We start from the raw sequence: 23449 nt of genomic DNA on the forward strand, positions 1-23449 counted from the left end.
ACAAGATGCGGGATGAATTTGCCGTCAAGAAGTCGTCCAATTGGCATTTAGGCTACTCGAAATTAACCGCACATTAATTAAATATGAACGGAATATTTACCTTAAATGAACACACTGAATTGCAAAACTGGCTCTGTAATCGTGAAAAATAGCTGAGAAATTCAATTTCTCTCGTCATTCGAAATGCAGCATCAAGACATTTCTGTTTCCAGCACATTTTAGCCGGACTAATCATTATTGACGATAAATAGATGTCAGCCAATCAGAGCAAAACCCACTGGCTTTCCCGAACAAATTCGTTGCCAGCCAAGTGCAATAGATTTTATTTTGTTACTGTAATTCCAGGCTATTTATCGAAATGGAAATTCATTCAGGACACGGCCTTTCCGCTTCCGGAATAAACGATCACGCGGCACTCCAACCCTCCAAGCTTCTTGGATCTTCCCAAGTCCAGCTTCGCGCCATAAGCATTGAGCAAATCGACCGCGATCGCTAGTCCCAAGCCGCTGCCTGTCACCGAAGTATCCAACCGCCCCCCGGATCGCAAAGCTTCGCGCCGATCTTCTTCGGTTATTCCCGGTCCGTCGTCTTCTATGCAGATTTCGATGGTCTTAGATTTTGATTTCGCCGACACACGAACCGTGGACTGGCACCACTTCAGGGCGTTATCCATGAGATTGCCCAAAACCTCTTCAATATCCTGCGGGTCCATACGCACCCACAGCCCCGAAGGGCGGGTAACCTCGAATGTTTTGCCTTCTCTTTCCGCCATAGACGAAAACAACCGCGCAAGCCGGTCGATCGAGTTCGACAGGTCCGTCTGCAAATGACTCAGTTCCGCCGTGTTCATGGCCCGCATTCTTGCCAGTGAGCGGCTGAGCTGCGCGTCAATTCTATCCAAGGCTTCTTCGGCAATTTCCGTTTCGGACCCACTTTCGGAAATGTTAATCAATTCGTTGCGCAAAATGGCCGTGGGTGTTTTCAAAGCATGTGCAAGATCCGCAGACTGTCTTCTGGAACCCGCGACAATATCACGATTTCGGCGCGACAACTGTTTGAGTTCCTCAACAAGCGGCGACACTTCCTCAGGATAGTCTTCCGGCTTCAATCCTTCATCGGTGTCCCAACGATGGGCCACGTCGTTCCTTAGCTTTTGCAAAGGACCCATAATGACCGACACCAGCAGCAGTGAACCCGCAACGCCAATCAGCCCAAGCAGCGCAAAGGCCGGCAACAGGCTGCGCTGTGCTGCGCGCCTTTCTTCAAAAAGTTGCGCGCGGCTTTCAGCGACGCTGACCCCCCAGACTGTTCCGTCTTCGTATGAGATTTCCTGATAAATACTCCGAACAGCCTCACCGTCCGGGCCTGCCGTATTCCACAGGGCTGGTTCCTTTGACGCGGCCTCGGGTTCGGCCAATGTTTCGTCAAACAAAGAAGACGAGGTATAGATTTCACCGTCGCTTCCTGTCACTTGCCAGTAGCGCCCTGAATAGGGCGCACCATAGGCCGGATCAAACATCAAACCGCGCAGGGCATCGGGATTTTCAGTCGTCACGCTCAGACCAACCACAAGTTGAGTATGGCGGTCGCGAAGAGCGGTATCAAACTGGTCCGACACTCTTGCGTTGATATAGGAAAACACGGCCAGAGTGCTCACTCCGACGGACACGGCACCGGATAGAACCCCCCCCAACAATGCCCGCTCACGAAGTGAAAACATCATTCGCTGTCGATCATGTAACCTCGGCCCCGGACCGTTTTGATCAGGTCGGACCCCAGCTTTTTGCGCAAGCGCGTAATGAAAACGGCAATCGTGTTTGAATCCCGATCCCCGTCATATTCATAGATATGTTCCGAGAGCTCCATTCTGGAAATCAGGCGACCACGGTTGTGACAAAGATAGCCAAGGACCGCAATTTCCTGAGCGGTCAATTCAACAGGGACCCCTTTGACGGTCACGCGACCGTTCTTTGGATCCAGAACCACATCACCCATTTCGATCAGGGGATTAAGTTGCCCACTTTGGCGACGCAGAATTGCACGTATTCGCGCGGCCAATTCCGGCATGTGGAACGGTTTGACCATATAGTCATCCGCGCCGGCGTCCAAACCATCAACGCGATCACTCCAGCCGTCTCGGGCGGTCAGGATCAAAACGGGGGTCTTAACGCCTTCGTCGCGCCATTCGCGCAGAACCGAAATACCGTCCCGCTCTGGAAGGCCAACGTCCAGGATGATGACGTCGTAAGGTTCAGTTGACCCCAAGTGAAGGGCTTCCATTCCGGTGCGGGCTATATCAACCACGCGCCCTTCAGCATTCAGGAGCTTCTTTATCTGAGCGCACAGGTGCGGCTCATCTTCTGCCAGTAATACTCTCATGCGAAAAAGTTACAGGTATAGTCGCAATTGTTCATCAATTATCTTCTTCCGCCACCACTGTTTCCGTTTCCGCCACCATTGCCGCCGCCGCCGTTACCACCACCGTTGCCACCGCTGTTTCCACCACCGTTGCCACCGCTCTTGCCACCGCCACTGTTTCCGTTTCCGCCACCAACGCTGTTGCCACTATTCCCGCCGCTATTGCCGTTGCCGTTCCCGCCGCTATTTCCGTTTCCACCACGGTTGCCAACACCGCGATTTCCTGAAAATCCATTCAGGTTGGCCTGGGCTTTCGCGGTTGCCGAGTTACCAAGATTGGATCGCGCCGCTTCTTTTATTTGTTGGCCCACGCGGGACTTGTTCGGCACCACTACCCCGGTCTTTGCGTCCACTATCACACTGATAATGCTACCATTCGGCTTTTTGACCAAAATACGGTAATAGACCCCGTCGGCTTGAAATGCCCGAGCATCAACCGGGGTTCCGCCGAATATTTTCTCGACACCTTTGATTACGTTTTTCAGACGAATTGCACCACCTGATCTAGTGACTTTACGCAGTTCAGAATGCTTAAGCTCGCGTGGCGCAGCATCCCCCTCTCCTAAAAGGAGAAGAGAAGCACAGACCACTATCGCAATATGCTTCATCATCGACGTCACTCAAAATCGCGCTCGAGAGCGTAAAGCCTAAAAAAAACAAAGTGAACCGCTGATTAACAATCGGTTTCGCCTGTGTTCAGCCTACATCAGTTCAAATGAGAGCATCAGGTGATTCTGTTACGATTGACTACGTTTTTGAAAAGAGATTTGCACGAGAGCTCAAAATGAGAACCAAAACCGCCCGCCTTCTGAAAGCCACATCAATCGCAATTGCTCTTATGGGGTCTGTTGCAATCGTGGGTGTGATTTCCGTTCCAGATGCCGCCATCGCTAAAGAGGGCAAGGGCAATGGTGGCGGCAACGGTAACGGCGGCGGTAATGGTAACGGCGGCGGTAATGGGGGCGACAAAGGGAAAAGCGGCAGTAAAGGCGGCAGCTCCGAGAATGGTCGCAAGGGCCAAGGTGCAGCCGGGGCGAATAAGGGCAAGGGGTTTGGCCTTTCCGGCCGAGGTTTCGCCAAGACGAATGGCTCCGGCTCGAAGTCAGGAACAGGCAAAGGCTTTTCCCTAAAGAGCTTCTTTGAAGGCAACAAAACAACGAAAGCTGGCCGCAAAACCACTACGACACAGTCGAAACCTGCCAAAAATGTAGAAGTAACCCATTCTATTCGCCCAACCGCCCGCACGACCGGGAATAAGGCCGCTGCCCTGTTGGCAGCCCACCCATCGGAGCTGGGCGCGCTAAACGCCGCGAATGCAAGCGAAACCGCGTTGCTGAACGCCTCACCAAACTCGCGCGTGGGGCGGATAGCTGCGTACCGTGATACGGTTCTTGCAGGCGAGGAACTGCGCGAAGACCTGCAGGAAGCCCAAGATTTCCTGGACGACCTCGAGGTTCCGGATCGCTCCATCGAAAAGATCGAAGATGATCTGGAAACCGCTCTTTCCGAGGTACAGGAAAACAAGAACATCGTTGATGACCTCCAGAAGCAAGTGGACGAAACCGACGATCCAAGCGACGAGTTGCTGGGACAATTGGAAACCGCACAAGGTGAATTGGACGAGTCAATTGAGGAGGCTCAGGACCTTAACGATGAGCTTCAGGCGGCCAATGAATACGAGGACGCGGTAGAAGAGGTCGATGATTTGACTGAGCAAGTTGAAGCACAACCTGAGCTAGAACGTGAAGCATTAGAGAACGCTGCTAACAAGCCTGTAACCGACGAAGTTGAGGCAACGGTCAAGGCCATGCTTGGCCTCGAATAAATTCTGAACTCCTTGCCCAAATACTCACGGAGGCAACGAGTGCCGGGCCAGCCTATACATCCACCTACATGAACTCAGGCTGGCCCGGATACCCGAACAAGAATTTTTACTGGAAGCGACTTCATTTTATCGAAGCGCGCATATTACTTACTCTAGAAGCGAAGAAAGCCCGCCCCAAATAGGGGCGGGCTTTCACTTTGCTGACCACATCTGCATTAGAGCATTGCGACGATCGGCGTTCGTACACGCAAAAATTACTCAATGGCCACTCGCGAGGTTCTAGCGGAACTGAGGGCAATCAATGGGTTCTCATGAGAACGTGGTGCCCGGGGGCGGGATACAATAAGCATGAAATACCAATGACCTATAAAAGAGCGGGACACTTCAAGTCCCCATAGTTTCATTAAGTTTTTCAGGATTATTGTCCCACCTCCACTGGTCTCTATTTCGCCCAGCAATCAAACAACTCACGTGTTTGGAGCGATGCTGGCGTAACGATACCACCAAAGGCACCCGCAATATGAAAAACTTCTGTTCGCAGAGGCTTATAACTGCAGTTTGATTCCGCGTTTCGGAATCGAACTGAACACTCCCGAAGAGAAGGCCCCTGCCGCGATCAAACGACAGGGGGACACTGAAACAGTCCGACCTTGTGCAACGGGTCTGGGCAACAAATGGAACATGCCACCATGCCAAATGTTAACAAAACTAACATAGATCTACAACAAGACTTGAACCAGCCGACTCTAGCGCTGGAGTTGGCAAAGAAGGGATACAAGATCCATCCACTGCGGGCCAATTCGCAGACCCTACAGAACGGCGAGACTCGCGGTCCCGGAACACCGCATCTATCTGGCTTCCCGAACAAGGCAACGACCGACCCGGCGGAGCTTCACCAGATGTGGGCAGACTTCCCCGACGCCGTGCCGGGTGTACTTACCGGTGATGGGGCTGGGCTCTACATCCTCGATGTGGACGTGAAAGATGGCAAGGACGGCATCGGCGAGTTGAAACGCCTTGGCGTTGAGCCCGAAGAACTGACACCCGGCAGGGTCAAGACCCACAGCAATGGTTTGCATCTCTACTTCCAATCAGACGGGTCCGGGCTGCGCAACAGTCAGAACGACCCGGCGACCGGGCTCGACTGGCGTGGCCACAATGGATACGTCCGGGCAGCCGGAGCCGTTACTGATAAAGGTACATTCCACCCCATCGGCGAAATGCCCGATCTTGCCGACCTACCGCCGCCGCCCGATGCTTTACTGCCAACCGGGAAATCGAAACAAGTCAAGGGTGAAGACTGGGCCGGAGGCGATGAACTTGCTGCCATAAGGAGCGGCGAGAGCCTGCATGGGCCGACGCTCGACTATGCCATTCGCATGGCCACCAGCGGCTATCAAACGGAGGCCCGGACCGCGCAGCAGCTGAGCCTTGCTTACCTAGCGTCGTCCGAGAAAGACACTCCGCGATGGAAGGAAAGGTTTGCCGATCTGCCCCGGCTGGTCCACTGGGCCTATTCCGAGTCCGAAGCGGGCAAAGCCGCTGGGTGGGCAGTGGTGGCCGAAGACTACCTGTCAGCCGCTGACGTCCCTGAGCCTGATTCAAAGGAAGACTGGGGTTCGCCGCTTCTAGACGTCAACGGAAAGCTGATAAATAATCAGAGCAATACGATCCGCGTGCTCGGACAAAACCTCGACGCGATCCTTCCAGAGCTTCGGTTCAACAAGCTGACGTTCGAACTGGAATGGCAAGGCGGTACTGTGGAAGACCACATATTTACTACCGCCCGTTCCGGGATCGAACACAACGGGCTACCAAGGGCGACCAAGCTGAACGTTATCGACGCCATTGAGGCGGTCGCCCACAGGTTTGCCTACCATCCAGTTCAGGATTATCTGGACGGACTCATCTGGGACGGCAAGCCACGGTTGGATAGTTGGCTAGTTCGGACAGTTCACACCGACGACACACCCTATTATCGGGACGTTTCCCGTCGGATTCCATTGATGCTGGTGGCTCGGATGAAGCAGCCTGGTTCCAAAGTCGATCACATGCCGGTTTTCCACGGCGAAGAAAACCAAGGCAAGAGCACGGTATGCCGTATTCTGGCAGGTGACTGGTTCAGCGACACTCCGCCGTCGATACACAAGAAGGAAGAGGCGCTGCGGCATCTGGTCGGTCACTGGGGTGTCGAGCTGGCCGAGCTGGCCCCGACCCGGCAGACCGACAAGGAAGAGTTAAAGGCGTTTGTTTCGGGCAGTGTCGATAAGGTCCGGTTCCCATTTGCTCGGACCTACCGCAAGGTGGGCCGTACATGCGTGTTATTCGGCACCACTAACAACTCTAACTTCCTGAATGACCAAGACGGCGGGCGGCGCTACTGGCCGATTGAGGTCCGGGGGCGGATCGACGTTGATCAGCTTCGGGTGGAGCGGGATCAACTGTTCGCCGAAGCCGTCGTTGCCTTCGAGGCGGGTGAGAAATGGTGGCCGGACCATGACTTCGAGCAGCAGCACTACCAGCCGATGCAGGCCGCGGCTCGTGAGATCGATCCGTGGGAGGACAGAGTGCGCAACTGGTGGAAGAACGATCCCTACAGCCGAGGGGAGTGGACGTTGTGGGAGTTAGCCCGAGATTCTCTGGATATCCCGCCAGCCGCCTTGGACAAACGTAAGCAGATGCGGCTAAGCGGAGTCCTGAGGAAGATCGGTTTTAGTAAAACACACACGGGGAAGGGAAATGTCTGGAAATGGGACGGTTGGGGGTTGATTTGAATACTCTGAACACCGACGCCACTAGGCGGTGTTCATGGTAAAAATAAGCGTTATCAAATCTTTAATTATCGTTTGAATGCCCTGAATACTAGAATGGAGGAATTGGGCGTTTGATCGCTACTGATAGAAGCCACTTTCGACTCTTTTCCGATCTGGTGTTCAGGGTGTTCACGCGATCAACCTTGCTTTTAGAGGAGTACCCCCCACAGGTTAGTCGCTTAGGTACCTCCAGAGCGTCGTCCCCTGTCATGGGGTGCGCCGAGCCCCGGGTGCAGAGAGCTTTTGGGCTAGTTGGCGGTTACAGACCTATTTGGCGGACAAGGGATTATCTCTAACGGCCCTACAGCACGTCCCGATTTGGAAGAGCTTTTGGACGGCATGAAATTAAATATTGATAATAATCGTCCGGAACGAGGAACGGCCTGAGACCATCAGATCGCATGGTCACGGTTACTCAAAGTAGCCCGGGTGCGTCTTGTGAATGAAGTCGATGGTTTCGTCGAGGCGAGACAGGTGTTTTCTGACAGCAGCTTGCGCTTGGTCATGGTCTCCTGCTGCCATAGCTTCTGCAATCTCTCGGTGATCAGCGAGGATGGCGTCTGCGGCACTGCCCTTTTCAAGACTGAGCATACAAAGCCGGTCAACCTTTTGCTTGGATTCTAGCATTACATTAAATGCCATCGGATTGCCACTGAGCACGTAGATCAGTTTGTGAAAATCATAGTCCAGTGAGTGAAACGCCGATAGATCACCGTCACTGATCGCCTGCTCTTGTAAGGCGAGATTTTCTGCAAGTTGTGCTTCACGTGTTGCGTCCCAAACTTCCATTGCTCGATGGACAATCTCTAGCTCCACCGCCATTCTAACCAATCGCGCGAGAGCTATACGCTCCATAGAAAATCCTCGAACTACGGTCGCTTTTTGTGGTCGTATTAAGAGCAGATCTTCGTTGCCGAGCCTTGTGAATGCGTTGCGAACAGGTTGGCGTGATACGCCGAATTGGCTAGCTACCTCTGTTTCGGATAGCTTTGTGCCGGGAAGAATTTCAAGCGAAACGATCTCGTCGTGTAGCGCTTCATAGACCGCATCGGTTGTGGTTCGTCTGACAATTTCTTCCACGGTATGTTGCTTGCACCCTCTATCTGATTCACGTTTCAAATTACAGATTCACTGTTATGGCATTGAATCAAATAGAATATTCTATTTTGTTTTGCTTGAGTGAACCAATGTAGGCCTTTCACCTATCAAATGCCCTGCGCTTTCGACTGTCAAGCAATCTGACATACTAAAAGCCTACTGTTGACATAACTTGGATACTAGTGTCCTTTTAGGGACAGCAGCGATTCTGGTTCTTGGGGAAATCGAAAGCTACGTGGCTTACGGTCTCTGAAATTCCATGAAAGCCAAATCCTGTCCAAAATTAATCGGGGAGGAGAACCCATGACTTTCACGAAATCGTTCTTTGCAACTGCGACCGCTGTGGCATTCATTGCAACGTCAGCTTCAGCCGAAAACTGGCGGGCCTGGAATATCCACAACGACGGTCATCCCAACACGGCTGCAATGGACAAGTTTGCCGAACTGGTTGACGCTGCTACAGACGGCGAAGTTACCGTCGATGTGTTCCACGGTGGTGTTCTTGGTTCCCAACCGGATGCCCTAGAACAAGTTCGTATCGGCGCAATCGAGGTTGGTAACTTCAACCTCGGTCCCATTGGCCCAATGGTCAAAGAAGCTAACCTTGTATCGCTTCCTTTCATCTTCAAGGATGTGCCGCACATGTTCCGCGTGCTGGAAGGCGACGCCGGTGAGGTTGTTTCAGCTGCGATGGGTGAAGCAGGCGTTCTGCCACTGGCATGGTTTGATGCCGGTGCGCGTTCTTTCTACAGCCAAAAGCCGATCAACACGCCCGCAGATGTCGAAGGTCTGAAAATCCGTGTGATGAACAACGATCTTTATACATCGATGATTTCAGCCATGGGCGGTAACCCGTCTCCAATGGCCTTCTCCGAAGTTCAGCAAGCGCTAAAGACCGGCGTTGTTGATGGTGCGGAGAACAACTTCCCGTCGTTCAAGAATGTCGGTCACTATGAAGTGACTACAAATTATTCTTTGTCCGAGCACCTGATCATCCCCGAGTGCATCTGCGTGAACACGGCCAAATTCAATGCGCTGTCTCCTGAATTGCAAGCCGCTGTGCGCGGTGCAGCAGAAGAAGCCGCATTGGTCCAGCGTGAGCTTTGGGCAATTGGCTCTGAACAAGCGCGAAAAGATGTTGAAGCGGCCGGCATCACCGTCAATGAAATCCCCGACAAAGGCCCATTCCAGTCCGCAATGGATTCGGTTTATGCAGACTACTTGGCTGCAAATCCTGACATGAAAGCGTTGGTAGAAATGGCGCAAGCCACTGAATAAGTTCTCTTAACAGTTCAACTTTGAGCGCCCGGCTCCGCCAATTGGATGCCGGGCGTTTTGTCTCAGAGGAAAACCAATGCAAGAGCCCGATACCGCCCCTGCCGCCATGCGCAACATGGACAGGATTCTTGATCTGCTCGCACGAGTTTGCATGTTGCTGTCTGGCGTCGCCATTGTGGTTATGACTGCGATCTTTGCCTGGCTGGTGTTCGGGCGCTACGTTCTGAACAACACGCCCACTTGGGTCGAGCAGGTTTCACTGCTTTTGGTTATGGTCATCGCGTTTCTCGGAGCGGCTGCGGGTGTGCACAATCACACGCACCTCTCTGTTGTCGTGTTCCGCAATTTAGTCCCACCCTCTGTGCGAACGGTTTTCGTCGTGCTCACTGATGTCCTGATGGCAGGTTTCGGTGGCATGATGTTTTGGTACGGGATCGAGCTGACAATATTCAAATGGAACACCCTGATCCCGCTCATCCAATGGTCAGAGGGCTTGCGCTCCTTGCCACTGACAATCAGCGGCGCGTTGGTGTTCCTTTTTTCCACTGGCCATCTGATCCGCCTGTTTCTGGGCCGAGACGAACGCCAGGACAACATAGATCAGGGATAGTCATGGGACTCATGATTCTGTTGGGGGTTTTTGCCCTGTGTGTCATCATCGGCGCTCCAGTGGCATACGCCCTTGGTATCGCTGCATTGGCTTCCTTTTGGTTTGAAGGATTGCCGATGTTTGTTGGGTTCCAGCGTATCGTGTCCGGGATCAACGTCTTTTCCCTAATGGCGATCCCGTTTTTTATCTTTGCGGGCGAGCTGATGTTTCACGGTGGAATCGCGATCCGGTTGGTTCGGTTTGCGCAGGCCGCCGTAGGCGCTGTGCGCGGTGGGCTTGGTATCGTCAATGTCTTCTCGTCCATGTTGTTTGGTGGCATTTCCGGATCGGCAATTGCAGATATCTCGGCGCTTGGGTCAATCCTGATCCCGGTGATGAAAGACAAAGGTTATGATGCCGACTATGCGGTGAACGTCACAGTGACATCATCAATTGCCGGGATCATCATCCCACCCAGCCACAACATGATCATCTTTGCCCTTGCAACAGGCGGTGCAGTTTCAATCTCAAAACTGTTCCTGGCCGGAGTTGTGCCCGGTGTCCTTATGTGTTGCTGCCTTGCGATTGCCGCCTATGTCGTGGCGGTCAAGCGCGGCTATCAGGCCGAACAGTTTCCGGGTTGGACCGCACTGGCCATCGCCTTTGTTGGATCGATCCCTGGCTTGCTGACGGCTGTGATCATTGTTGGAGGGGTCTTGTCAGGCGTCTTTACGGTCACTGAATCCGGCGCGTTCGGGGCAATGTATGCCTTTGTAGTGACGCTTATTGTCTATCGCAGCCTGTCCTGGGAAAACTTCAAAACCGCCGTTATCTCTTCGGTGCGCACAACGTCTATGGTGATGATCCTGATCGCCTGCGCCGGTGCCTTTGCCTATATGCTGACGTTCAACCGGGTGCCGACAAAAACAGTCGAATTCCTGTTGGGTATCACAGAAAACCCGATCCTGATCTTGTTGATGATCAACGCTGTGCTGTTGCTCTTGGGGATGATCATGGACATGGCCGCGTTGATCCTGATCTGCACACCGATTTTCCTGCCGGTGATGAACATGTTGGGCATCGACCCGCTACAGTTCGGCATGATCCTTTTGGTGAACCTCGGTCTTGGTCTTTGCACACCACCGGTCGGGACCTGTCTCTTTGTGGGGTGTGCTGTTGGAAAACTACCGATGGAGAAAGCGGTCAAAACGATTTGGCCTTTCTACCTCGCCATCTTTGCCGCGCTCATGCTGATCACTTTTGTACCGGCAATATCGCTGACACTGCCGAACTTGATCATTGGTCCCTAAATCAAAGGAGAATGAGGCGATGCTGACAATAAGACGCCTGGACATCGATGACGCGGGCAAGTTGATCGCAGGAGCGCGAGCCAAGGCGCAGGAAATCGGCGTGCCGATGTGTATTGCCGTCACAGACGAAAGCGGCAACCTCATCGCGTTTGAGCGGATGGATGGTGGCAAGATTACCAGCATAATTTTGGCCATCGACAAGAGTTTCACTGCAACCGGTATCCAAAAAGGAACCGATGCTCTTGGTGAAGCAAATCAGCCTGGCATGGCCGCACACGGAATATCCTCAACGCTCGGCGGACGAATGGTGACCGTTGCAGGTGGCCTTCCCGTGACGGTCGACGGACAGGTGGTTGGCGGGATCGGTGTCAGCTCGGGCTCGCCAGCTCAGGATCTCGAAGTTGCGCAGGCAGGGGTCACGGCGCTCTGCGAAGCCCAATTGGAAAGAGTTTAAGGAGTCAGATATGACAAAACCCGTCATCGGTTTCATCGGCCTCGGTCTTATGGGCGGTAACATGGCAGAGTGCCTGCAAAACAACAGTTTTGATCTGGTTGTTATGGGTCGGAACAAGGAAGCCGTCGCAGCCACAGTCAACCGCGGTGCTGTAGAGGTTACAACGCCACGAGAGCTTGCCGAAAACAGCGATATCGTGATGCTTTGTGTAACAACATCGGATGTCGTCGAAAGCCTGATCTACGGCGATGATGGCATCCTAGCAGGCATCAAGGACAGTGCCGTGGTCATTGACTTTGGCACCTCTATCCCAGCGTCCACTCGCAAAATCGGCGCAGACTTGTCCACAAAAGGTGCTGGTATGATTGACGCACCGCTGGGACGCACACCCGCACACGCCAAGGATGGTTTGCTGAACATCATGGCAGCGGGCGATGTAGCCACCTTTCAGAAGGTGAAACCTGTCCTGGATGTACTGGGGGAAAATGTCTTTCACCTCGGCGAACTGGGTGCGGGCCATGTGACCAAGCTCATAAACAATTTTATGGGTATGACTACGGCTTGCACCATGAGCCAAGCCTTTGCCATGGCTGAACGCTCAGGGGTAAACAAACAGCAGCTTTTTGACATCATGTCAGCTGGACCGTCCAATTCCCCCTTTATGCAGTTTTGTAAGAACTACGCGGTGGATGGTGTCAGCGATTTGGGGTTTTCGATTAACAACGCCAACAAGGATCTTGGTTACTTCCTGAAGCTGGCCGAGGACTTGGGCACTCGTGCCGAAATTGCTGAAGGAACCGCGAACAACCTTCAGGCGGCCGCGGACGCGGGCATGGGCGACGGCAACGTACCGGAAATCTTCGACTATTTTGCCAAGCTTTAGCGTCAGATCCATCAGTCACTCATAGCAGCACCAATTGAACGGGAAAGAACAACCATGAGACTTAAGGGAAAGACCGCAATTGTCACAGGTGGTGGCCGCGATATCGGGCGCGCCTGCGCTGTCAAGCTCGCCTCCGAAGGAGTGAATGTCGCTGTGAACTACTTCGCCAGTAGTGCCGGCGCCGAGGAAACCGTAGCCGAGATCAAAAAGATCGGTGGACAGGCGTTTGCAATGCAAGGCGACCTGAACAAACCTGAAGAGGTCGATGCGTTGATCGCCAAGACAGCCGATACCTACGGCAGCCTAGACATTCTGGTGAACAATGCCGGAGGTTTGATCGCGCGCAAGAAAATCAACGAGATGTCGCTTGAACACTGGCAAGCTGTCATGGATCTTAACCTGACCAGCACATTTCTTATGGTCAAAGCGGCACTGCTGCATATGAGATCCGGGGCCATTGTAAACATCGCCAGTCAGGCGGGTCGCGACGGTGGTGGCCCGGGTGCGTCGGCTTATGCAACGTCAAAAGGCGGGGTCATGACGCTCACCCGTAGTCTTGCAAAAGAACTGGGTCCCGATATCCGTGTCAATGCAATCTGCCCAGGCATGATCGACACGGATTTTCATAACATCCACACTCCCGATGCAGGCCGTCGCGGGCTAGAAGCTGCTGCGCCGCTCAAGCGGCAAGGCCAATCTCAGGATGTTGCGAACCTCGTGGCGTTTCTGGCAAGCGAGGACTCGGCTTATCTGACCGGGACCAATGTCGATATCAATGGTGGGATGCTGTTCTCGTGACCACTGCAACACAGGTTGCCTAATTGTCGAACGCTACCGTTTGTCAAACTTCGAAGTAATGGAAACCGGAATATGCGAATTCTAGCGATTGGCGAATGCATGGCCGAAATGGCACCAACTGACGCGCCAAGCACATATCAAATGGGGTTCGCTGGAGACACGTTCAATACAGCTTGGTATCTGGCCCAACTCACACCCGAAACGCCCTTGTCCTATTTTACCGCCGTCGGAGATGATGCCATCTCGTCCCGGATGCTGGGTGCGATGCGCGAAAGCGGAGTCAACACCCAGCAGGTGCGGATCGTGCCAAACAGTTCAGTGGGGTTGTATCTTATCACGTTAAACAACGGGGAACGCAGTTTTACCTATTGGCGCGGCCAGTCGGCCGCACGCCTATTGGCCCAAGACAAGCAAGCACTTGCCCATGCCATGATGCAATCAGATCTCATCTATTTCTCGGGCATCACTCTGGCAATCTTAAACCCTGAAGGGCGCGCCGCCTTGCTCGACGTTGCTCGGTCAGCGCGGCGCGCCGGAAAACGGATTGCCTTCGACCCCAATCTGCGCCCGCATCTTTGGGACAGCCCCTCTGAGATGACCGAGAACATCATGCAGGCGGCCGCCGTCAGCGATATCGCTTTACCATCGTTCGAGGACGAGGCACGTTGGTTCAGCGACAAGGACCCCGCGGCCACTTTGCAGCGCTATGCAAAGGCGGGTGCGGAAACGATCGTTGTCAAGAATGGCGCAGAAACGGTCCTTTATCGTACCGGCGGCGCAGAGGGCTCAGTCCATGTTCCGCCTCTGGCCTCGGTTGTGGATACGACTGCTGCAGGCGACAGTTTCAACGCTGGCATTCTGGCGGGGCTGGCAACGGATACACCTTTGCCTGACAGCATAGCGCTGGCCTGCAAACTGGCAGGGCATGTCGTGCAAGGCAAAGGTGCACTTGTTCCCATCAACCAAAGCCTGCGCGACAGTTGTCTACAGCCTTAGCAGAAGGATCCAGCCCTTGCCGAACCCTCAGCCTGCCGAAACGATCAAACTGCATCTGGATACGCTTGATCGCTTGTCAAAGGTCAGCACAGCGACTGTGGCCACGCTGCTTTACAAACGCGGTTATCAAAACGCCTATGTTCAAGGCGTTGCCCCATTGGGCAAGGGTAAGCCCACCCTTGTGGGCCCGGCTTTTACACTGCGCTACATTCCTGCACGGCCAGACACCGACCCGATCGAGGCGTTTCGTGAGCCAGATCACCCGCAGCGCGTGGCCGTGGAAGCATGTCCTGAACGCGCAGTATTGGTAATGGATTGTCGGCAGGACGCCACGGCCGCCTCTGCAGGTTCGATCCTTTTAACGCGACTGGAAATGCGCGGAGCAGCGGGCGTTGTCACGGATGGCGGAATTCGCGACGCCGTCGGTGCCGCAGCACTTGAGATGCCAGTCTTTGCTGCAAAACCGTCTGCCCCAACCAACCTTACGAAACATCATGCGGTTGATATCGGCTTGCCAATCGGGTGTGGCGGTGTGGCGGTCTACCCCGGCGACATCGTTCTGGGTGACAGCGATGGTGTCATGATTATCCCACGTCACCTCGCCGATGACATTGCGATCGAGGCAGGCCCAATGGAGCTGTTCGAACGCTTCGTTCTGGAAGAGGTGCGAAAAAACACCCCCGTAATCGGACTCTATCCTGCAACCGACCCAGACGTTCTTGAACGATTTGAGGTCTGGCGCGCACGGCTCTCTGACTGATGTCTGAATCGCTGTCATTTATTGTACAATACTGGAAGGAACTCATTTCTCTTTAGGGCTCACTCACTAAGAGGATCATCGCTTTGGGTTTAAAGAACAGCAAAGAACTGGGGCAGAAACGGATCGACAAACAAATCAACCCGCCGCGTATGACAGCTTTGGGAGCATTTAACGGTATGGATTCCGGCTTGCTCGAAAACTCGGCGACCGCCGCCAAAATTTTAACTGCCTCGTCTGGCTTAGAAAACGCGCTGTGCAACTCGGTCCGCTTCACAGTCGGATCGGTTAAACGATGCACCTACCAAAAGGATAATTTGTCCAGATGATTGTTTCTCCAAAGGCAGCGAGTTTACGGGCCCGAGAAATCTGTGCACTCGCGCCAATTGTTCCGGTTTTGGTGGTTAATGATGTCGCAGCAGCCCGACCATTGGCCAAGGCGCTTATCGCAGGCGGTTTGCGCTCTCTGGAGGTCACGTTGCGCACCCCTGCCTCTCTCGAGGCCATTCGAATTATGAGCGGCGTCCCGGATGGGCATGTGGGGGCTGGCACACTGATAACCCCCGAAGATGTTCAGTCTACCAAAGAGGCGGGCGCTACCTTCGGTGTCTCTCCGGGTGCAACCGATGAACTTCTTGCGGCTTGTGAAACCGAAGGATTGCCGCTCCTGCCAGGGGCCGCGACTGCGTCTGAGGCGATGCGTCTTTTGGCGCGCGGCTATGATATGCTCAAGTTCTTTCCAGCCGAGGCCTCGGGCGGGGTATCGGCACTCAAGGCTATTGGCGGGCCTTTGCCGCAAATTTCCTTCTGTCCTACGGGTGGGGTCAGCGCGGCGAATGCCGGTTCATACCTGGTGCAGAAGAACGTAGTTTGTGTTGGAGGCAGTTGGGTGGCGCCCAATGATCTTATCGCTGTGGGTGATTGGGCGGGTATCGAAACTTTGGCTCGGGACGCGGCCCAGTTGGAGGTGTGTAAATGAAGATCTCCGAGGTCCATACACATCTTCTTGACTACAAGCTTGAGACCGCCTTCGAGAGCGCAGCAACTCGTTTCACGCGGCGCCAACATGTTTTGGTCGAGATTATCTGTGACGACGGAACAACGGGTTGGGGAGAATGCCTGGGGCCAGCTCAGCCAAATGCTGCGATCGTAAAGGCCTATGCGCCCTACTTGATTGGCCGCAATCCGCTGGACACGGAAGTTCTCTGGCAAGGCCTGTATAATCTCCTACGAGACCAAGGGCAGCGCGGTCTCACAATGACCGCGCTTTCAGGAATTGATGTCGCTTTGTGGGATATCAAGGGTCACCACTTTGGCGTTCCGGTTTCGGTGCTTCTCGGAGGACGTGTTCGGGAAACTGTAAAGGCATATGCGACTGGGTCATTCCGGCGCGACGGGGTCGATCGTATTTCGGACAATGCCGAGGAATGCGCAGCCCAGGTCGCTGCAGGGTTCCACGCAGTTAAAATCAAGGTTGGCTTTGGGGTGGAGGAAGATCTTGCAGTCATCAAGGCGGTGCGCGAAGCGATAGGAACGCATACTCGTCTGATGATCGACGCAAATCACGGATACTCGATTCAAGAAGCGATCACTCTGGGCAACCGTGCGGCAGAGTTCGATATCGATTGGTTCGAGGAACCAGTCATTCCCGAACAACTTGACGCGTACCGTCGCGTACGCGCCGGTCAACCTATTCCGGTTGCTGGTGGCGAGACTTGGCATGGCAGGTTCGCGTTCCGCGAGCCCCTGGAAACAGGATGTATCGATATCGCCCAACCAGACTTGTGTGGCACTGGCGGGTTTTCGGAGATGCGCCGGGTCGTTGATATGGCGGCTCTTCACGGCGTACGTGTAGTTCCGCATGTTTGGGGAACAGCGGTGCAAATCGCTGCGAGCCTTCAGTTTGTTTCGGCCCTACTACCAGACCCGCCACGACGCAATCCAATCAAACCGATTTTTGAGTTTGATCGGACGCACAACCCATTCAGGCAGGCGATAATCACCCACCCGATCGAACATGAAAACGGTGTGATCGCAATTCCGAACAAACCGGGTCTGGGTATTGAGATAAATCGTGACGCATTGGCAGAGTTCGCCATGGGAGACCCCGAATGATCGAACGCAGCTTCTCTGGCCGTGCCCCTGAAATCAAGCTGCCTGCAGGCGCCATTGATACACATCTTCACGTCTATCTTTCCGGGTTTCCAGCACTTCCAGGAGGTCCTGCTCTGCCAGAGGGCCAGCCCGGGTTATCAGAGTACCGACAAGTCAAGAGCCGGCTTGGCATCGACCGGTTTGTCATCACGCAAGGAAACGCGCATCAGACCAACAATGCGAATTTGCTGGCAGCGCTCAACGAAACCGGCAAGGTAGCACGCGGTGTGGCCGCCATAGACGCTGAAACCTCTGATGCAGAGCTTGAAATGCTCAAGGATGGAGGGGCCGTTGGGACGCGTATCGTGGATCTGCCAGGGGGCGCGGTTGGTCTCAACCAGCTCGAAGAGGTTGATGCCCGTGCTTCCGCCGCGGGCTGGATGATTGCGATTCAGTTCGATGGCTCGAATATATCGGACCATGTTGAGAGGCTCTCAAAACTACGGTCCAGATGGGTGTTGGACCACCATGGCAAATTCTTAAGGAGTCTCGCGCCTGATGGCGATGAAATCCGAATGCTCAAACGCCTGGTCGACGGTGGCAGATGCTGGTTCAAGTTTGCTGGTTGTTATGAGTCCTCCATTGAAGGCGAACCGCATTATTCGGATGTAGCTAAAGTTTCGAGGATTATGGCAGCCTATGCCCCCGAGCGCATCGTATGGGGAACGAATTTTCCTCACAATTCGGCGACAAAAACTGCGGACTACCCTAATGACGCCGCGTTGCTCGACACGGTTCTGAGCTGGTTTCCAGACGACCGCGCGCGTCACCTCGCTCTCGTAGAAAACGCCGAAGAACTCTACGGCTTCCAATCTGTAGCAACTTGATCGCCGCGAACAAAAAGTGAGATATACAAAATGCTAAACAAACTTTTGATAACGGGCGCGGACGGTAACCTTGGGTCGGTTTGCAGGTCTCGCTTGCACGGCCTAGCTACCACAATTCGCCTTGGCGCGCGCGAGGATGTGGGCCCCGCGGGCGCAAATGAAGAAATCGTATATTGTGATCTGGGCGACAAAGATGCGGTTGAGGCCATGGTCGAAGGGTGCGAAGGGATTGTTCACATGGGGGGGCAATCGATTGAAGCCCCATGGGAAACTATAAAACAATCTAATATCGACGGTGTTTTCAACCTCTATGAAGCCGCCCGAAAATCGTCGGTTACGCCGAGGATTTTTTTTGCCAGTTCAAATCACGCGATTGGCTTTCACGAACAGACATCGCGGCTTGATGCAAATGCACAGGTAAGGCCCGATGGTCTTTATGGCGTGTCAAAAGTCTTCGGAGAAGCTCTCGCAAGGCTCTATTTTGAGAAGTTTGGGATCGAGACAGCGTTGGTCCGCATCGGTTCATCCTTTCCGGAACCAAAGAACCATCGCATGCTTGCAACCTGGTTGAGTTACGATGACCTGATATCTCTTATAGAGAGTGTTTTCACTATTCCACGCTTGGGATGTCCGATTGTTTACGGTGCTTCGAACAACGACGCATCCTGGTGGGACAATCGTGAAACAAGCTTTCTGGGCTGGAAGCCAAAAGACAACTCCGAGACGTTTCGCGCCCGTATCGATGCCGAATGCACCCCACCTGCGAAAGACGAAGTTTCCGCAGTTTATCAGGGCGGAGAGTTCTGTGGTCAGGGCATTCTTGAAGAATAGCTCCAATCCGATCAGCCCATATGGGTGGACATTCTGAAAAGGTAAACTGATGCGACCAAACAAAATTAGAGAGCATTGGGCCGCCGGACGGCCTGTAGTTAATGGATGGCTGGCGATTCCAAGCGGTTTCTCGGCCGAAACCATGGCGCATCAGGGATGGGACACGCTTACTGTTGATATCCAACATGGCGTAATCGACTACCAGAAGGCGGTCGAGATGTTTACTGCAATTTCGACAACCGATACCGTCCCAGTTACGCGCGTGCCGTGGCTCGAGCCCGGTATTTTGATGAAGGTGCTCGATGCCGGGGCTTACGGCGTTATTTGCCCAATGATCAATTACCGCGAAGATGCCGAGAATCTTGTGGCGTGGACACACTACCCGCCCAACGGAACAAGGAGTCTTGGGCCGACCCGAGGCCTCTTGTACGGAGGTTCAGATTACCCACTGCATGCCAATGACACGATCGTCGTCTTTGCGATGATCGAGACTCTGCAAGGTCTCGACAACCTTGAAGACATACTGTCGGTTCCAGGGCTCGACGCCGTGTACATCGGACCTTCCGATCTTTCCCTGGCTTTAGGTTGTCGCCCTGCATTCGATGAGGTCGAGCCCCCCGTGGCCGAGGCCATTGAACTGATAGCCGCCAAGGCAAAAGAGTATGGGAAGTTCGCTGGCTGCCATAACGGAACACCGGAATATGCGTTGAAGCGCATCGAAATGGGGTTCCAGTTCGTCACAATCGCGTCGGATGCCCGTTTGATGGCTGCTGCTTCGAAAGACGCTTTGGCCCGGGTGCGTGGTGGACTGTCATAGTCTGTTGGCGGTGAATTTTGGGAAGCGCGTTTCAAAAACGTGAAGCCAGACAGGTTTCCGCTACTGAGCGCTGCTCAAATATGAAGATCCGCTTTTCGCGCTGTTTGGTATGTTAAATGGTCGAACGATTTAACCGAAACACGACCAAGACTTAAGAGACACGCATGTCACGTATGAAGCCCTAGAACCTCAGATCACGTCAATGGTTTGCCAATCCGAGTGATCCGGAAATGACCGCGCTCTATTTGGAACGTTATCTCAACTACGGGCTCACGCGCGAAGAACTGCAATCCAGTTCTGAGTTGCATCCCGTGCTCAACAAGACTTGGGTGGTCAAAAGCGGCGTGTAAGCTAGTCTCACATTGGCTGTTTTGTCCGAATGACAGCCATTCGTCAGATCGGGTCTAATGATCGCTCCGTGGGACAAAGCCGCCTAATAATTACGCAACGAACTTGCATGCTCAGTCCGCCTCGACACAAATCCTTCTGACAAAACCCGGCCAACTAAGAGGCTTAAGAAGACCTAACAATCACTTAATAATCGCCAAAAGTAAGTGCATTAAATTCATTGTGTCACAGGGTTTTGAGTTAGGAAAGGCGTTAAAATACGATGGTTTATGAAGTTAGTGTAGATATTGCGCTTTCGGCCATGAAAGTATCTTCAGCAGTTCAGGAAAGAGATGACCAGCTTTACGCAATGGGCGTGTGTGAGGCCTTGGGACTTTCTGCGTGTGAAGCCGCTGTGGTGATTTTGGCTAAAGGCGACGAGTTTGAAAGACCTGAGGGCACTGAAATCTGCATCAAAAAATGGGCGCATGAAGGTAGACTAGATCCGACGGAACCGGCTGTCGCCGGTGCTCTTTCAAGGCTGGGCTATTCCGAGATTTGATCCCGATAGGACAGAGGTTCGCTGAAGCCGAAGCAAAGCCTGTTGTCCTGTGGTAGGTAGTGCGGATCCTTGTTTTCCGCCTGCAAGTCGTTCTAGCTCTGGTCCTGCAAATTCGTCTAAAATTATCGAGCCAGCACTTTCGGGAGGAGTTGAAAGTGCTGGCCCGTGCGTTGGCGCTCCCTGTTGGCTTTTTCGCCCCCGCGCATGCTGGCTTACTCTGGGAGGAGCGAGAACCAGCAAATTTCGTGTTGCCCTCTGACGTAGAGAGCCTCGGATCAATTAGTCAGCCATTAACTTTGCGGCATATTTTGGGATATCGGATCGCGAAATTCCGATCTGAGAGAGCTGATAGTCGCTCATGTTCGAAAGTGTGGAGAGCATTCGAGCCATTTGCAGTGCCTTTAAGGCAGCATTTGCTGTGGACCCGATCCACGCCAAAAAGCTGATTGATTGGGCGATAGTGTGACCGCGATTTGTACCAACCGTCTGGGTGTCAACAGCCATAGGCGGCCTCCAAAGCAAGTTTTTTGATGTTACTGCGCGGGATGCCCAGATCTGTCAGGTCGCGGTCAGACAGAACTGAGAGCTCATAATACGTTGCGCGATAAATCCTGCGCTTGGACTGTGCCTTTCGCATCGTGTCCAATTTTTGATGAAAGAACGTGCGGCCAGCTTCGAAAACGACATCCAGCCCGCTGTTTGATCGAGTAATTGCCATGATATTACCTCGTCCATTGCTGCAATGCAGTATTTATGCTGCAATGCAGAGATAGGCGAGTTTGGTAGCGCTCTCAATTTGGCAATTTGGCAAAGGCCCCATGCCAGATTGGAACAGCAAGGGTCACGGCATGGATATTTCTGCGCAAATGTTAATCTTTGCGACGGTTGTCGAGCAGGGAAGCATATCTGCGGCTGCACGATCAATGAGACAAACCCCATCGGCTGTAAGCAAGCAGATCGGTTTGCTCGAAGATCAGGTGCACTACCGCCTTCTGAATCGCACCAGAACAGGTGTCTCCCCGACGCAAGAAGGCCAAGCATTCTACGAAAAATGCAAAGCGATGGCTGATAAATTCAAAGAAGCCGAAGCGATGATACATAACTTTGACGGCATCCCGCGCGGATTATTAAGAGTCGCGTCCACGGTTGCCTTTGGTAAGTCCCAGCTGATCCCTGCTCTGCCTGAATTCATGGAAGAGAATCTCGAGGTTCAAGTGTCGTTGGATTTAACCGACCGTGAGATAGACCTTCGGAGTGAAGGGTTCGATGTAGCAATCTGCTTTGCTGAACAACGCAAGAACCCAGATGTGGTCGTTAGGCGCATCATGCGGAGCCGCAGGGTGCTTTGTGCTTCACCTGGATACATTGAGCGGTCTGGAAAACCGTCGAATTTTGCCGAGTTGGCCGACCACAATTGCCTAAGGGTAGCAGGAGGAAGCCAAAGGAACACTTGGAAAAGCATCGAACCCACGGTAGGCGATGAATTTGAAGCAACGGGCAGGTTTGAGGGAAACAGCACGGATGTCGTCTTCAGAGCCGTTCTGGCTGGTATAGGGATCGCGCGGCTCCCCTGTTACATCGCAGACTGCAAGTTTAAATCCGGCGAACTCGTCCATGTTATGCCGGAATACGCACCACCCAGCACTGTTATCGTCGCAATGTTTGCCGACAGGCGCAATCTAGCGCCGAAAACCCGAGCGTTCGTGGATTACCTGGTGCGCCGGTTTCGGAATCTCCAAGACGACAAATGACCTGACAATCAACAATGAAGACTAACCGGACGGCTTTAGATCGACTTGGCGCCCCAATCGCCGGAAAAGTTGAAAGCACAGCCAAAATTGGAAGTGTACTGACACGGCACCCAAGTCCAATAAATGGCGATCGTTGGCGATAGCAGTAGTGGCAGCTTTGGGCTCGAAGCGGGCATTTGCAGCACTTCCTTTCTTTGACCGCTTTGCATATGACGCAGCCGCTCGTCATTCTGTTACACTGACACCTAGTACCAAGCGACCAATGATCCGGTCCGTGCTTCGTAAGTATGATAAGACTATCGATTCAACTAATGAACCAACAATCAATAAGTGGCAGAAAATAGTTGACTAGGCTTTAAACCGACAACCAAATCATCTGCATGACGGACAAACCAAGCACAAGAAAACGTTCGATAACGCCGCCCCTGCGCAGTTGGCCACCACAGACGAAGCTCACGCCATTAAGGGTAAAACATGAAAAGGGGCTCGCCGGCGCCGATGACATTGTCCAGTGGCTGGCTCTTCTGATGAACAAACAGCAAATCTCGTATGAAGAGCTGGCTGAAAGGTCCGGAGTTCCGTCGCGAACCATTAAGAAGTGGTTCAGCGCCAAAGCGGAAAATCGCCCTATGCCAAGTCTTCAAAAGATGCAGGCTTGTTTGGAGGCGCTCGGTCAATCGCTCGTCGCTGTTGGGGCAAGCGAACAAATTAGCGATGGCGAGTCGATTTACCCGATTAAGCGCTTCCGACAATCTCTTCTAGAAAACTGGTTGGAGCAGACGGCCCTCCATCGTGGAATAACGGTCGATGAGTTGATCCAGAAACTGGAACTTGAGTTTGATGCGGAAGAACGCGATGAGAAAAGGGGTGTTCGCAGACGCGAGCTTTAAGGGTAGTGCCTTTTATGGCACCGGGACTCGTCCGATTTAGTCGATTAATCATCGCTCATGTCGCCCAGTAC

25 protein-coding genes are annotated in these 23449 nt (G+C 53.3%); 19 read left to right on the forward strand and 6 right to left on the reverse strand.

Going from position 1 to position 23449, the window contains the following annotated elements; genetic code table 11:
- Window positions 1-370 precede the first annotated feature (370 nt).
- From ACT2B1_RS15505 to ACT2B1_RS15515, 3 genes are read right to left on the reverse strand one after another with little or no spacing between them, the layout of a single operon-like run.
- Window positions 371-1723, reverse strand: a complete 1353-nt coding sequence (locus tag ACT2B1_RS15505) for a sensor histidine kinase (RefSeq protein ID WP_481668095.1) — start codon at window positions 1721-1723, stop codon at window positions 371-373.
- Window positions 1720-2379, reverse strand: coding sequence for a response regulator transcription factor (locus ACT2B1_RS15510; protein WP_171123494.1), 660 nt, complete (start codon window positions 2377-2379; stop codon window positions 1720-1722). The genes ACT2B1_RS15505 and ACT2B1_RS15510 overlap by 4 nt, the downstream gene beginning before the upstream one ends.
- Window positions 2380-2417: 38 nt before the next feature.
- Entirely contained in the window at window positions 2418-3029 is a 612-nt protein-coding gene (locus tag ACT2B1_RS15515) for a PepSY domain-containing protein (protein WP_481668096.1), read from the reverse strand.
- A 173-nt stretch (window positions 3030-3202) separates the two neighbouring features.
- On the opposite strand from ACT2B1_RS15515, the gene ACT2B1_RS15520 reads away from it, so the two are divergent.
- Together ACT2B1_RS15520 and ACT2B1_RS15525 are read left to right on the forward strand one after the other, a co-directional pair.
- Window positions 3203-4243, forward strand: coding sequence for a hypothetical protein (locus ACT2B1_RS15520; protein WP_481668097.1), 1041 nt, complete (start codon window positions 3203-3205; stop codon window positions 4241-4243).
- A 674-nt stretch (window positions 4244-4917) separates the two neighbouring features.
- Entirely contained in the window at window positions 4918-7017 is a 2100-nt protein-coding gene (locus ACT2B1_RS15525; protein WP_481668098.1) for a VapE domain-containing protein, read from the forward strand.
- A gap of 450 nt (window positions 7018-7467) precedes the next feature.
- Here the strand turns inward: ACT2B1_RS15525 and ACT2B1_RS15530 are convergent, their stop codons facing one another.
- Window positions 7468-8136: a GntR family transcriptional regulator gene (locus ACT2B1_RS15530; RefSeq protein ID WP_481668099.1), complete on the reverse strand. Its 669-nt coding sequence runs from the start codon at window positions 8134-8136 to the stop codon at window positions 7468-7470.
- Between the two features lie 321 nt (window positions 8137-8457).
- Between ACT2B1_RS15530 and ACT2B1_RS15535 the strand changes: the two genes are divergently transcribed.
- The 15 genes from ACT2B1_RS15535 to ACT2B1_RS15605 all read left to right on the forward strand — a co-directional run bounded on the left by ACT2B1_RS15535 (window position 8458) and on the right by ACT2B1_RS15605 (window position 20737).
- On the forward strand, window positions 8458-9432 hold the full coding sequence (locus ACT2B1_RS15535) for a TRAP transporter substrate-binding protein (RefSeq protein WP_170776890.1): 975 nt from the start codon (window positions 8458-8460) through the stop codon (window positions 9430-9432).
- Between the two features lie 76 nt (window positions 9433-9508).
- Entirely contained in the window at window positions 9509-10042 is a 534-nt protein-coding gene (locus ACT2B1_RS15540) for a TRAP transporter small permease (protein WP_170776888.1), read from the forward strand.
- A gap of 2 nt (window positions 10043-10044) precedes the next feature.
- A complete protein-coding gene (locus ACT2B1_RS15545) occupies window positions 10045-11331 on the forward strand; it encodes a TRAP transporter large permease (protein ID WP_010437285.1) in 1287 nt (428 codons plus the stop codon).
- A gap of 19 nt (window positions 11332-11350) precedes the next feature.
- Window positions 11351-11785, forward strand: a complete 435-nt coding sequence (locus tag ACT2B1_RS15550) for a GlcG/HbpS family heme-binding protein (protein WP_170519537.1) — start codon at window positions 11351-11353, stop codon at window positions 11783-11785.
- 10 nt (window positions 11786-11795) lie between these two features.
- Complete coding sequence (locus ACT2B1_RS15555; protein ID WP_170776886.1) at window positions 11796-12668, forward strand: NAD(P)-dependent oxidoreductase; 873 nt, start codon at window positions 11796-11798, stop codon at window positions 12666-12668.
- A 54-nt stretch (window positions 12669-12722) separates the two neighbouring features.
- Window positions 12723-13466: an SDR family NAD(P)-dependent oxidoreductase gene (locus tag ACT2B1_RS15560; RefSeq protein ID WP_170776884.1), complete on the forward strand. Its 744-nt coding sequence runs from the start codon at window positions 12723-12725 to the stop codon at window positions 13464-13466.
- Between the two features lie 72 nt (window positions 13467-13538).
- Window positions 13539-14462, forward strand: coding sequence for a sugar kinase (locus tag ACT2B1_RS15565; protein ID WP_170776882.1), 924 nt, complete (start codon window positions 13539-13541; stop codon window positions 14460-14462).
- A 16-nt stretch (window positions 14463-14478) separates the two neighbouring features.
- Window positions 14479-15222, forward strand: a complete 744-nt coding sequence (locus ACT2B1_RS15570) for a ribonuclease activity regulator RraA (protein ID WP_170776880.1) — start codon at window positions 14479-14481, stop codon at window positions 15220-15222.
- A gap of 83 nt (window positions 15223-15305) precedes the next feature.
- On the forward strand, window positions 15306-15548 hold the full coding sequence (locus tag ACT2B1_RS15575) for a hypothetical protein (RefSeq protein ID WP_170776878.1): 243 nt from the start codon (window positions 15306-15308) through the stop codon (window positions 15546-15548).
- Complete coding sequence (gene eda, locus ACT2B1_RS15580; RefSeq protein ID WP_170776877.1) at window positions 15545-16198, forward strand: bifunctional 4-hydroxy-2-oxoglutarate aldolase/2-dehydro-3-deoxy-phosphogluconate aldolase; 654 nt, start codon at window positions 15545-15547, stop codon at window positions 16196-16198. The genes ACT2B1_RS15575 and eda overlap by 4 nt, the downstream gene beginning before the upstream one ends.
- Window positions 16195-17334 (forward strand): mandelate racemase/muconate lactonizing enzyme family protein, encoded by a 1140-nt coding sequence (locus ACT2B1_RS15585; protein WP_170776875.1) that lies wholly within the window; start codon window positions 16195-16197, stop codon window positions 17332-17334. The genes eda and ACT2B1_RS15585 overlap by 4 nt, the downstream gene beginning before the upstream one ends.
- Window positions 17331-18200, forward strand: coding sequence for an amidohydrolase family protein (locus ACT2B1_RS15590; RefSeq protein WP_170776873.1), 870 nt, complete (start codon window positions 17331-17333; stop codon window positions 18198-18200). The genes ACT2B1_RS15585 and ACT2B1_RS15590 overlap by 4 nt, the downstream gene beginning before the upstream one ends.
- A gap of 30 nt (window positions 18201-18230) precedes the next feature.
- The gene (locus tag ACT2B1_RS15595) at window positions 18231-19031 is read left to right on the forward strand and encodes an NAD-dependent epimerase/dehydratase family protein (RefSeq protein WP_170776871.1); all 801 of its coding nucleotides are present in this window, start codon (window positions 18231-18233) and stop codon (window positions 19029-19031) included.
- 49 nt (window positions 19032-19080) lie between these two features.
- Window positions 19081-19848: an HpcH/HpaI aldolase family protein gene (locus tag ACT2B1_RS15600; RefSeq protein WP_170776869.1), complete on the forward strand. Its 768-nt coding sequence runs from the start codon at window positions 19081-19083 to the stop codon at window positions 19846-19848.
- Between the two features lie 610 nt (window positions 19849-20458).
- Window positions 20459-20737, forward strand: coding sequence for a hypothetical protein (locus ACT2B1_RS15605; RefSeq protein ID WP_170776867.1), 279 nt, complete (start codon window positions 20459-20461; stop codon window positions 20735-20737).
- 279 nt (window positions 20738-21016) lie between these two features.
- Here ACT2B1_RS15605 and ACT2B1_RS15610 read toward each other — a convergent pair whose 3' ends face one another.
- A complete protein-coding gene (locus tag ACT2B1_RS15610; RefSeq protein WP_170383499.1) occupies window positions 21017-21241 on the reverse strand; it encodes a DUF1127 domain-containing protein in 225 nt (74 codons plus the stop codon).
- Window positions 21231-21455, reverse strand: coding sequence for a DUF1127 domain-containing protein (locus tag ACT2B1_RS15615; protein ID WP_170776865.1), 225 nt, complete (start codon window positions 21453-21455; stop codon window positions 21231-21233). Before ACT2B1_RS15615 ends, ACT2B1_RS15610 begins: the two co-directional genes overlap by 11 nt.
- Before the next feature lie 130 nt (window positions 21456-21585).
- Between ACT2B1_RS15615 and ACT2B1_RS15620 the strand changes: the two genes are divergently transcribed.
- Together ACT2B1_RS15620 and ACT2B1_RS15625 are read left to right on the forward strand one after the other, a co-directional pair.
- A complete protein-coding gene (locus ACT2B1_RS15620; RefSeq protein WP_170776922.1) occupies window positions 21586-22488 on the forward strand; it encodes a LysR family transcriptional regulator in 903 nt (300 codons plus the stop codon).
- Between the two features lie 380 nt (window positions 22489-22868).
- Window positions 22869-23378: a helix-turn-helix domain-containing protein gene (locus tag ACT2B1_RS15625; RefSeq protein ID WP_170776863.1), complete on the forward strand. Its 510-nt coding sequence runs from the start codon at window positions 22869-22871 to the stop codon at window positions 23376-23378.
- The last annotated feature ends 71 nt before the right edge of the window (window positions 23379-23449 follow it).

It is taken from the genome of Ruegeria sp. S263 (assembly GCF_056780525.1).

Coding starts and splice junctions, on each gene's coding strand:
- ACT2B1_RS15595 (WP_170776871.1), top strand. CDS start 18,231: ATGCTAAACAAACTTTTGATAACGGGCGCGGACGGTAACCTTGGGTCG.
- ACT2B1_RS15545 (WP_010437285.1), top strand. CDS start 10,045: ATGGGACTCATGATTCTGTTGGGGGTTTTTGCCCTGTGTGTCATCATC.
- ACT2B1_RS15610 (WP_170383499.1), bottom strand. CDS start 21,241: ATGGCTGTTGACACCCAGACGGTTGGTACAAATCGCGGTCACACTATC.
- ACT2B1_RS15555 (WP_170776886.1), top strand. CDS start 11,796: ATGACAAAACCCGTCATCGGTTTCATCGGCCTCGGTCTTATGGGCGGT.
- ACT2B1_RS15590 (WP_170776873.1), top strand. CDS start 17,331: ATGATCGAACGCAGCTTCTCTGGCCGTGCCCCTGAAATCAAGCTGCCT.
- ACT2B1_RS15510 (WP_171123494.1), bottom strand. CDS start 2,379: ATGAGAGTATTACTGGCAGAAGATGAGCCGCACCTGTGCGCTCAGATA.
- ACT2B1_RS15505 (WP_481668095.1), bottom strand. CDS start 1,723: ATGATGTTTTCACTTCGTGAGCGGGCATTGTTGGGGGGGGTTCTATCC.
- ACT2B1_RS15520 (WP_481668097.1), top strand. CDS start 3,203: ATGAGAACCAAAACCGCCCGCCTTCTGAAAGCCACATCAATCGCAATT.
- ACT2B1_RS15600 (WP_170776869.1), top strand. CDS start 19,081: ATGCGACCAAACAAAATTAGAGAGCATTGGGCCGCCGGACGGCCTGTA.
- ACT2B1_RS15605 (WP_170776867.1), top strand. CDS start 20,459: ATGGTTTATGAAGTTAGTGTAGATATTGCGCTTTCGGCCATGAAAGTA.
- ACT2B1_RS15515 (WP_481668096.1), bottom strand. CDS start 3,029: ATGATGAAGCATATTGCGATAGTGGTCTGTGCTTCTCTTCTCCTTTTA.
- ACT2B1_RS15625 (WP_170776863.1), top strand. CDS start 22,869: ATGACGGACAAACCAAGCACAAGAAAACGTTCGATAACGCCGCCCCTG.
- ACT2B1_RS15550 (WP_170519537.1), top strand. CDS start 11,351: ATGCTGACAATAAGACGCCTGGACATCGATGACGCGGGCAAGTTGATC.
- eda (WP_170776877.1), top strand. CDS start 15,545: ATGATTGTTTCTCCAAAGGCAGCGAGTTTACGGGCCCGAGAAATCTGT.
- ACT2B1_RS15560 (WP_170776884.1), top strand. CDS start 12,723: ATGAGACTTAAGGGAAAGACCGCAATTGTCACAGGTGGTGGCCGCGAT.
- ACT2B1_RS15620 (WP_170776922.1), top strand. CDS start 21,586: ATGGATATTTCTGCGCAAATGTTAATCTTTGCGACGGTTGTCGAGCAG.
- ACT2B1_RS15585 (WP_170776875.1), top strand. CDS start 16,195: ATGAAGATCTCCGAGGTCCATACACATCTTCTTGACTACAAGCTTGAG.
- ACT2B1_RS15540 (WP_170776888.1), top strand. CDS start 9,509: ATGCAAGAGCCCGATACCGCCCCTGCCGCCATGCGCAACATGGACAGG.
- ACT2B1_RS15565 (WP_170776882.1), top strand. CDS start 13,539: ATGCGAATTCTAGCGATTGGCGAATGCATGGCCGAAATGGCACCAACT.
- ACT2B1_RS15525 (WP_481668098.1), top strand. CDS start 4,918: ATGGAACATGCCACCATGCCAAATGTTAACAAAACTAACATAGATCTA.
- ACT2B1_RS15535 (WP_170776890.1), top strand. CDS start 8,458: ATGACTTTCACGAAATCGTTCTTTGCAACTGCGACCGCTGTGGCATTC.
- ACT2B1_RS15615 (WP_170776865.1), bottom strand. CDS start 21,455: ATGGCAATTACTCGATCAAACAGCGGGCTGGATGTCGTTTTCGAAGCT.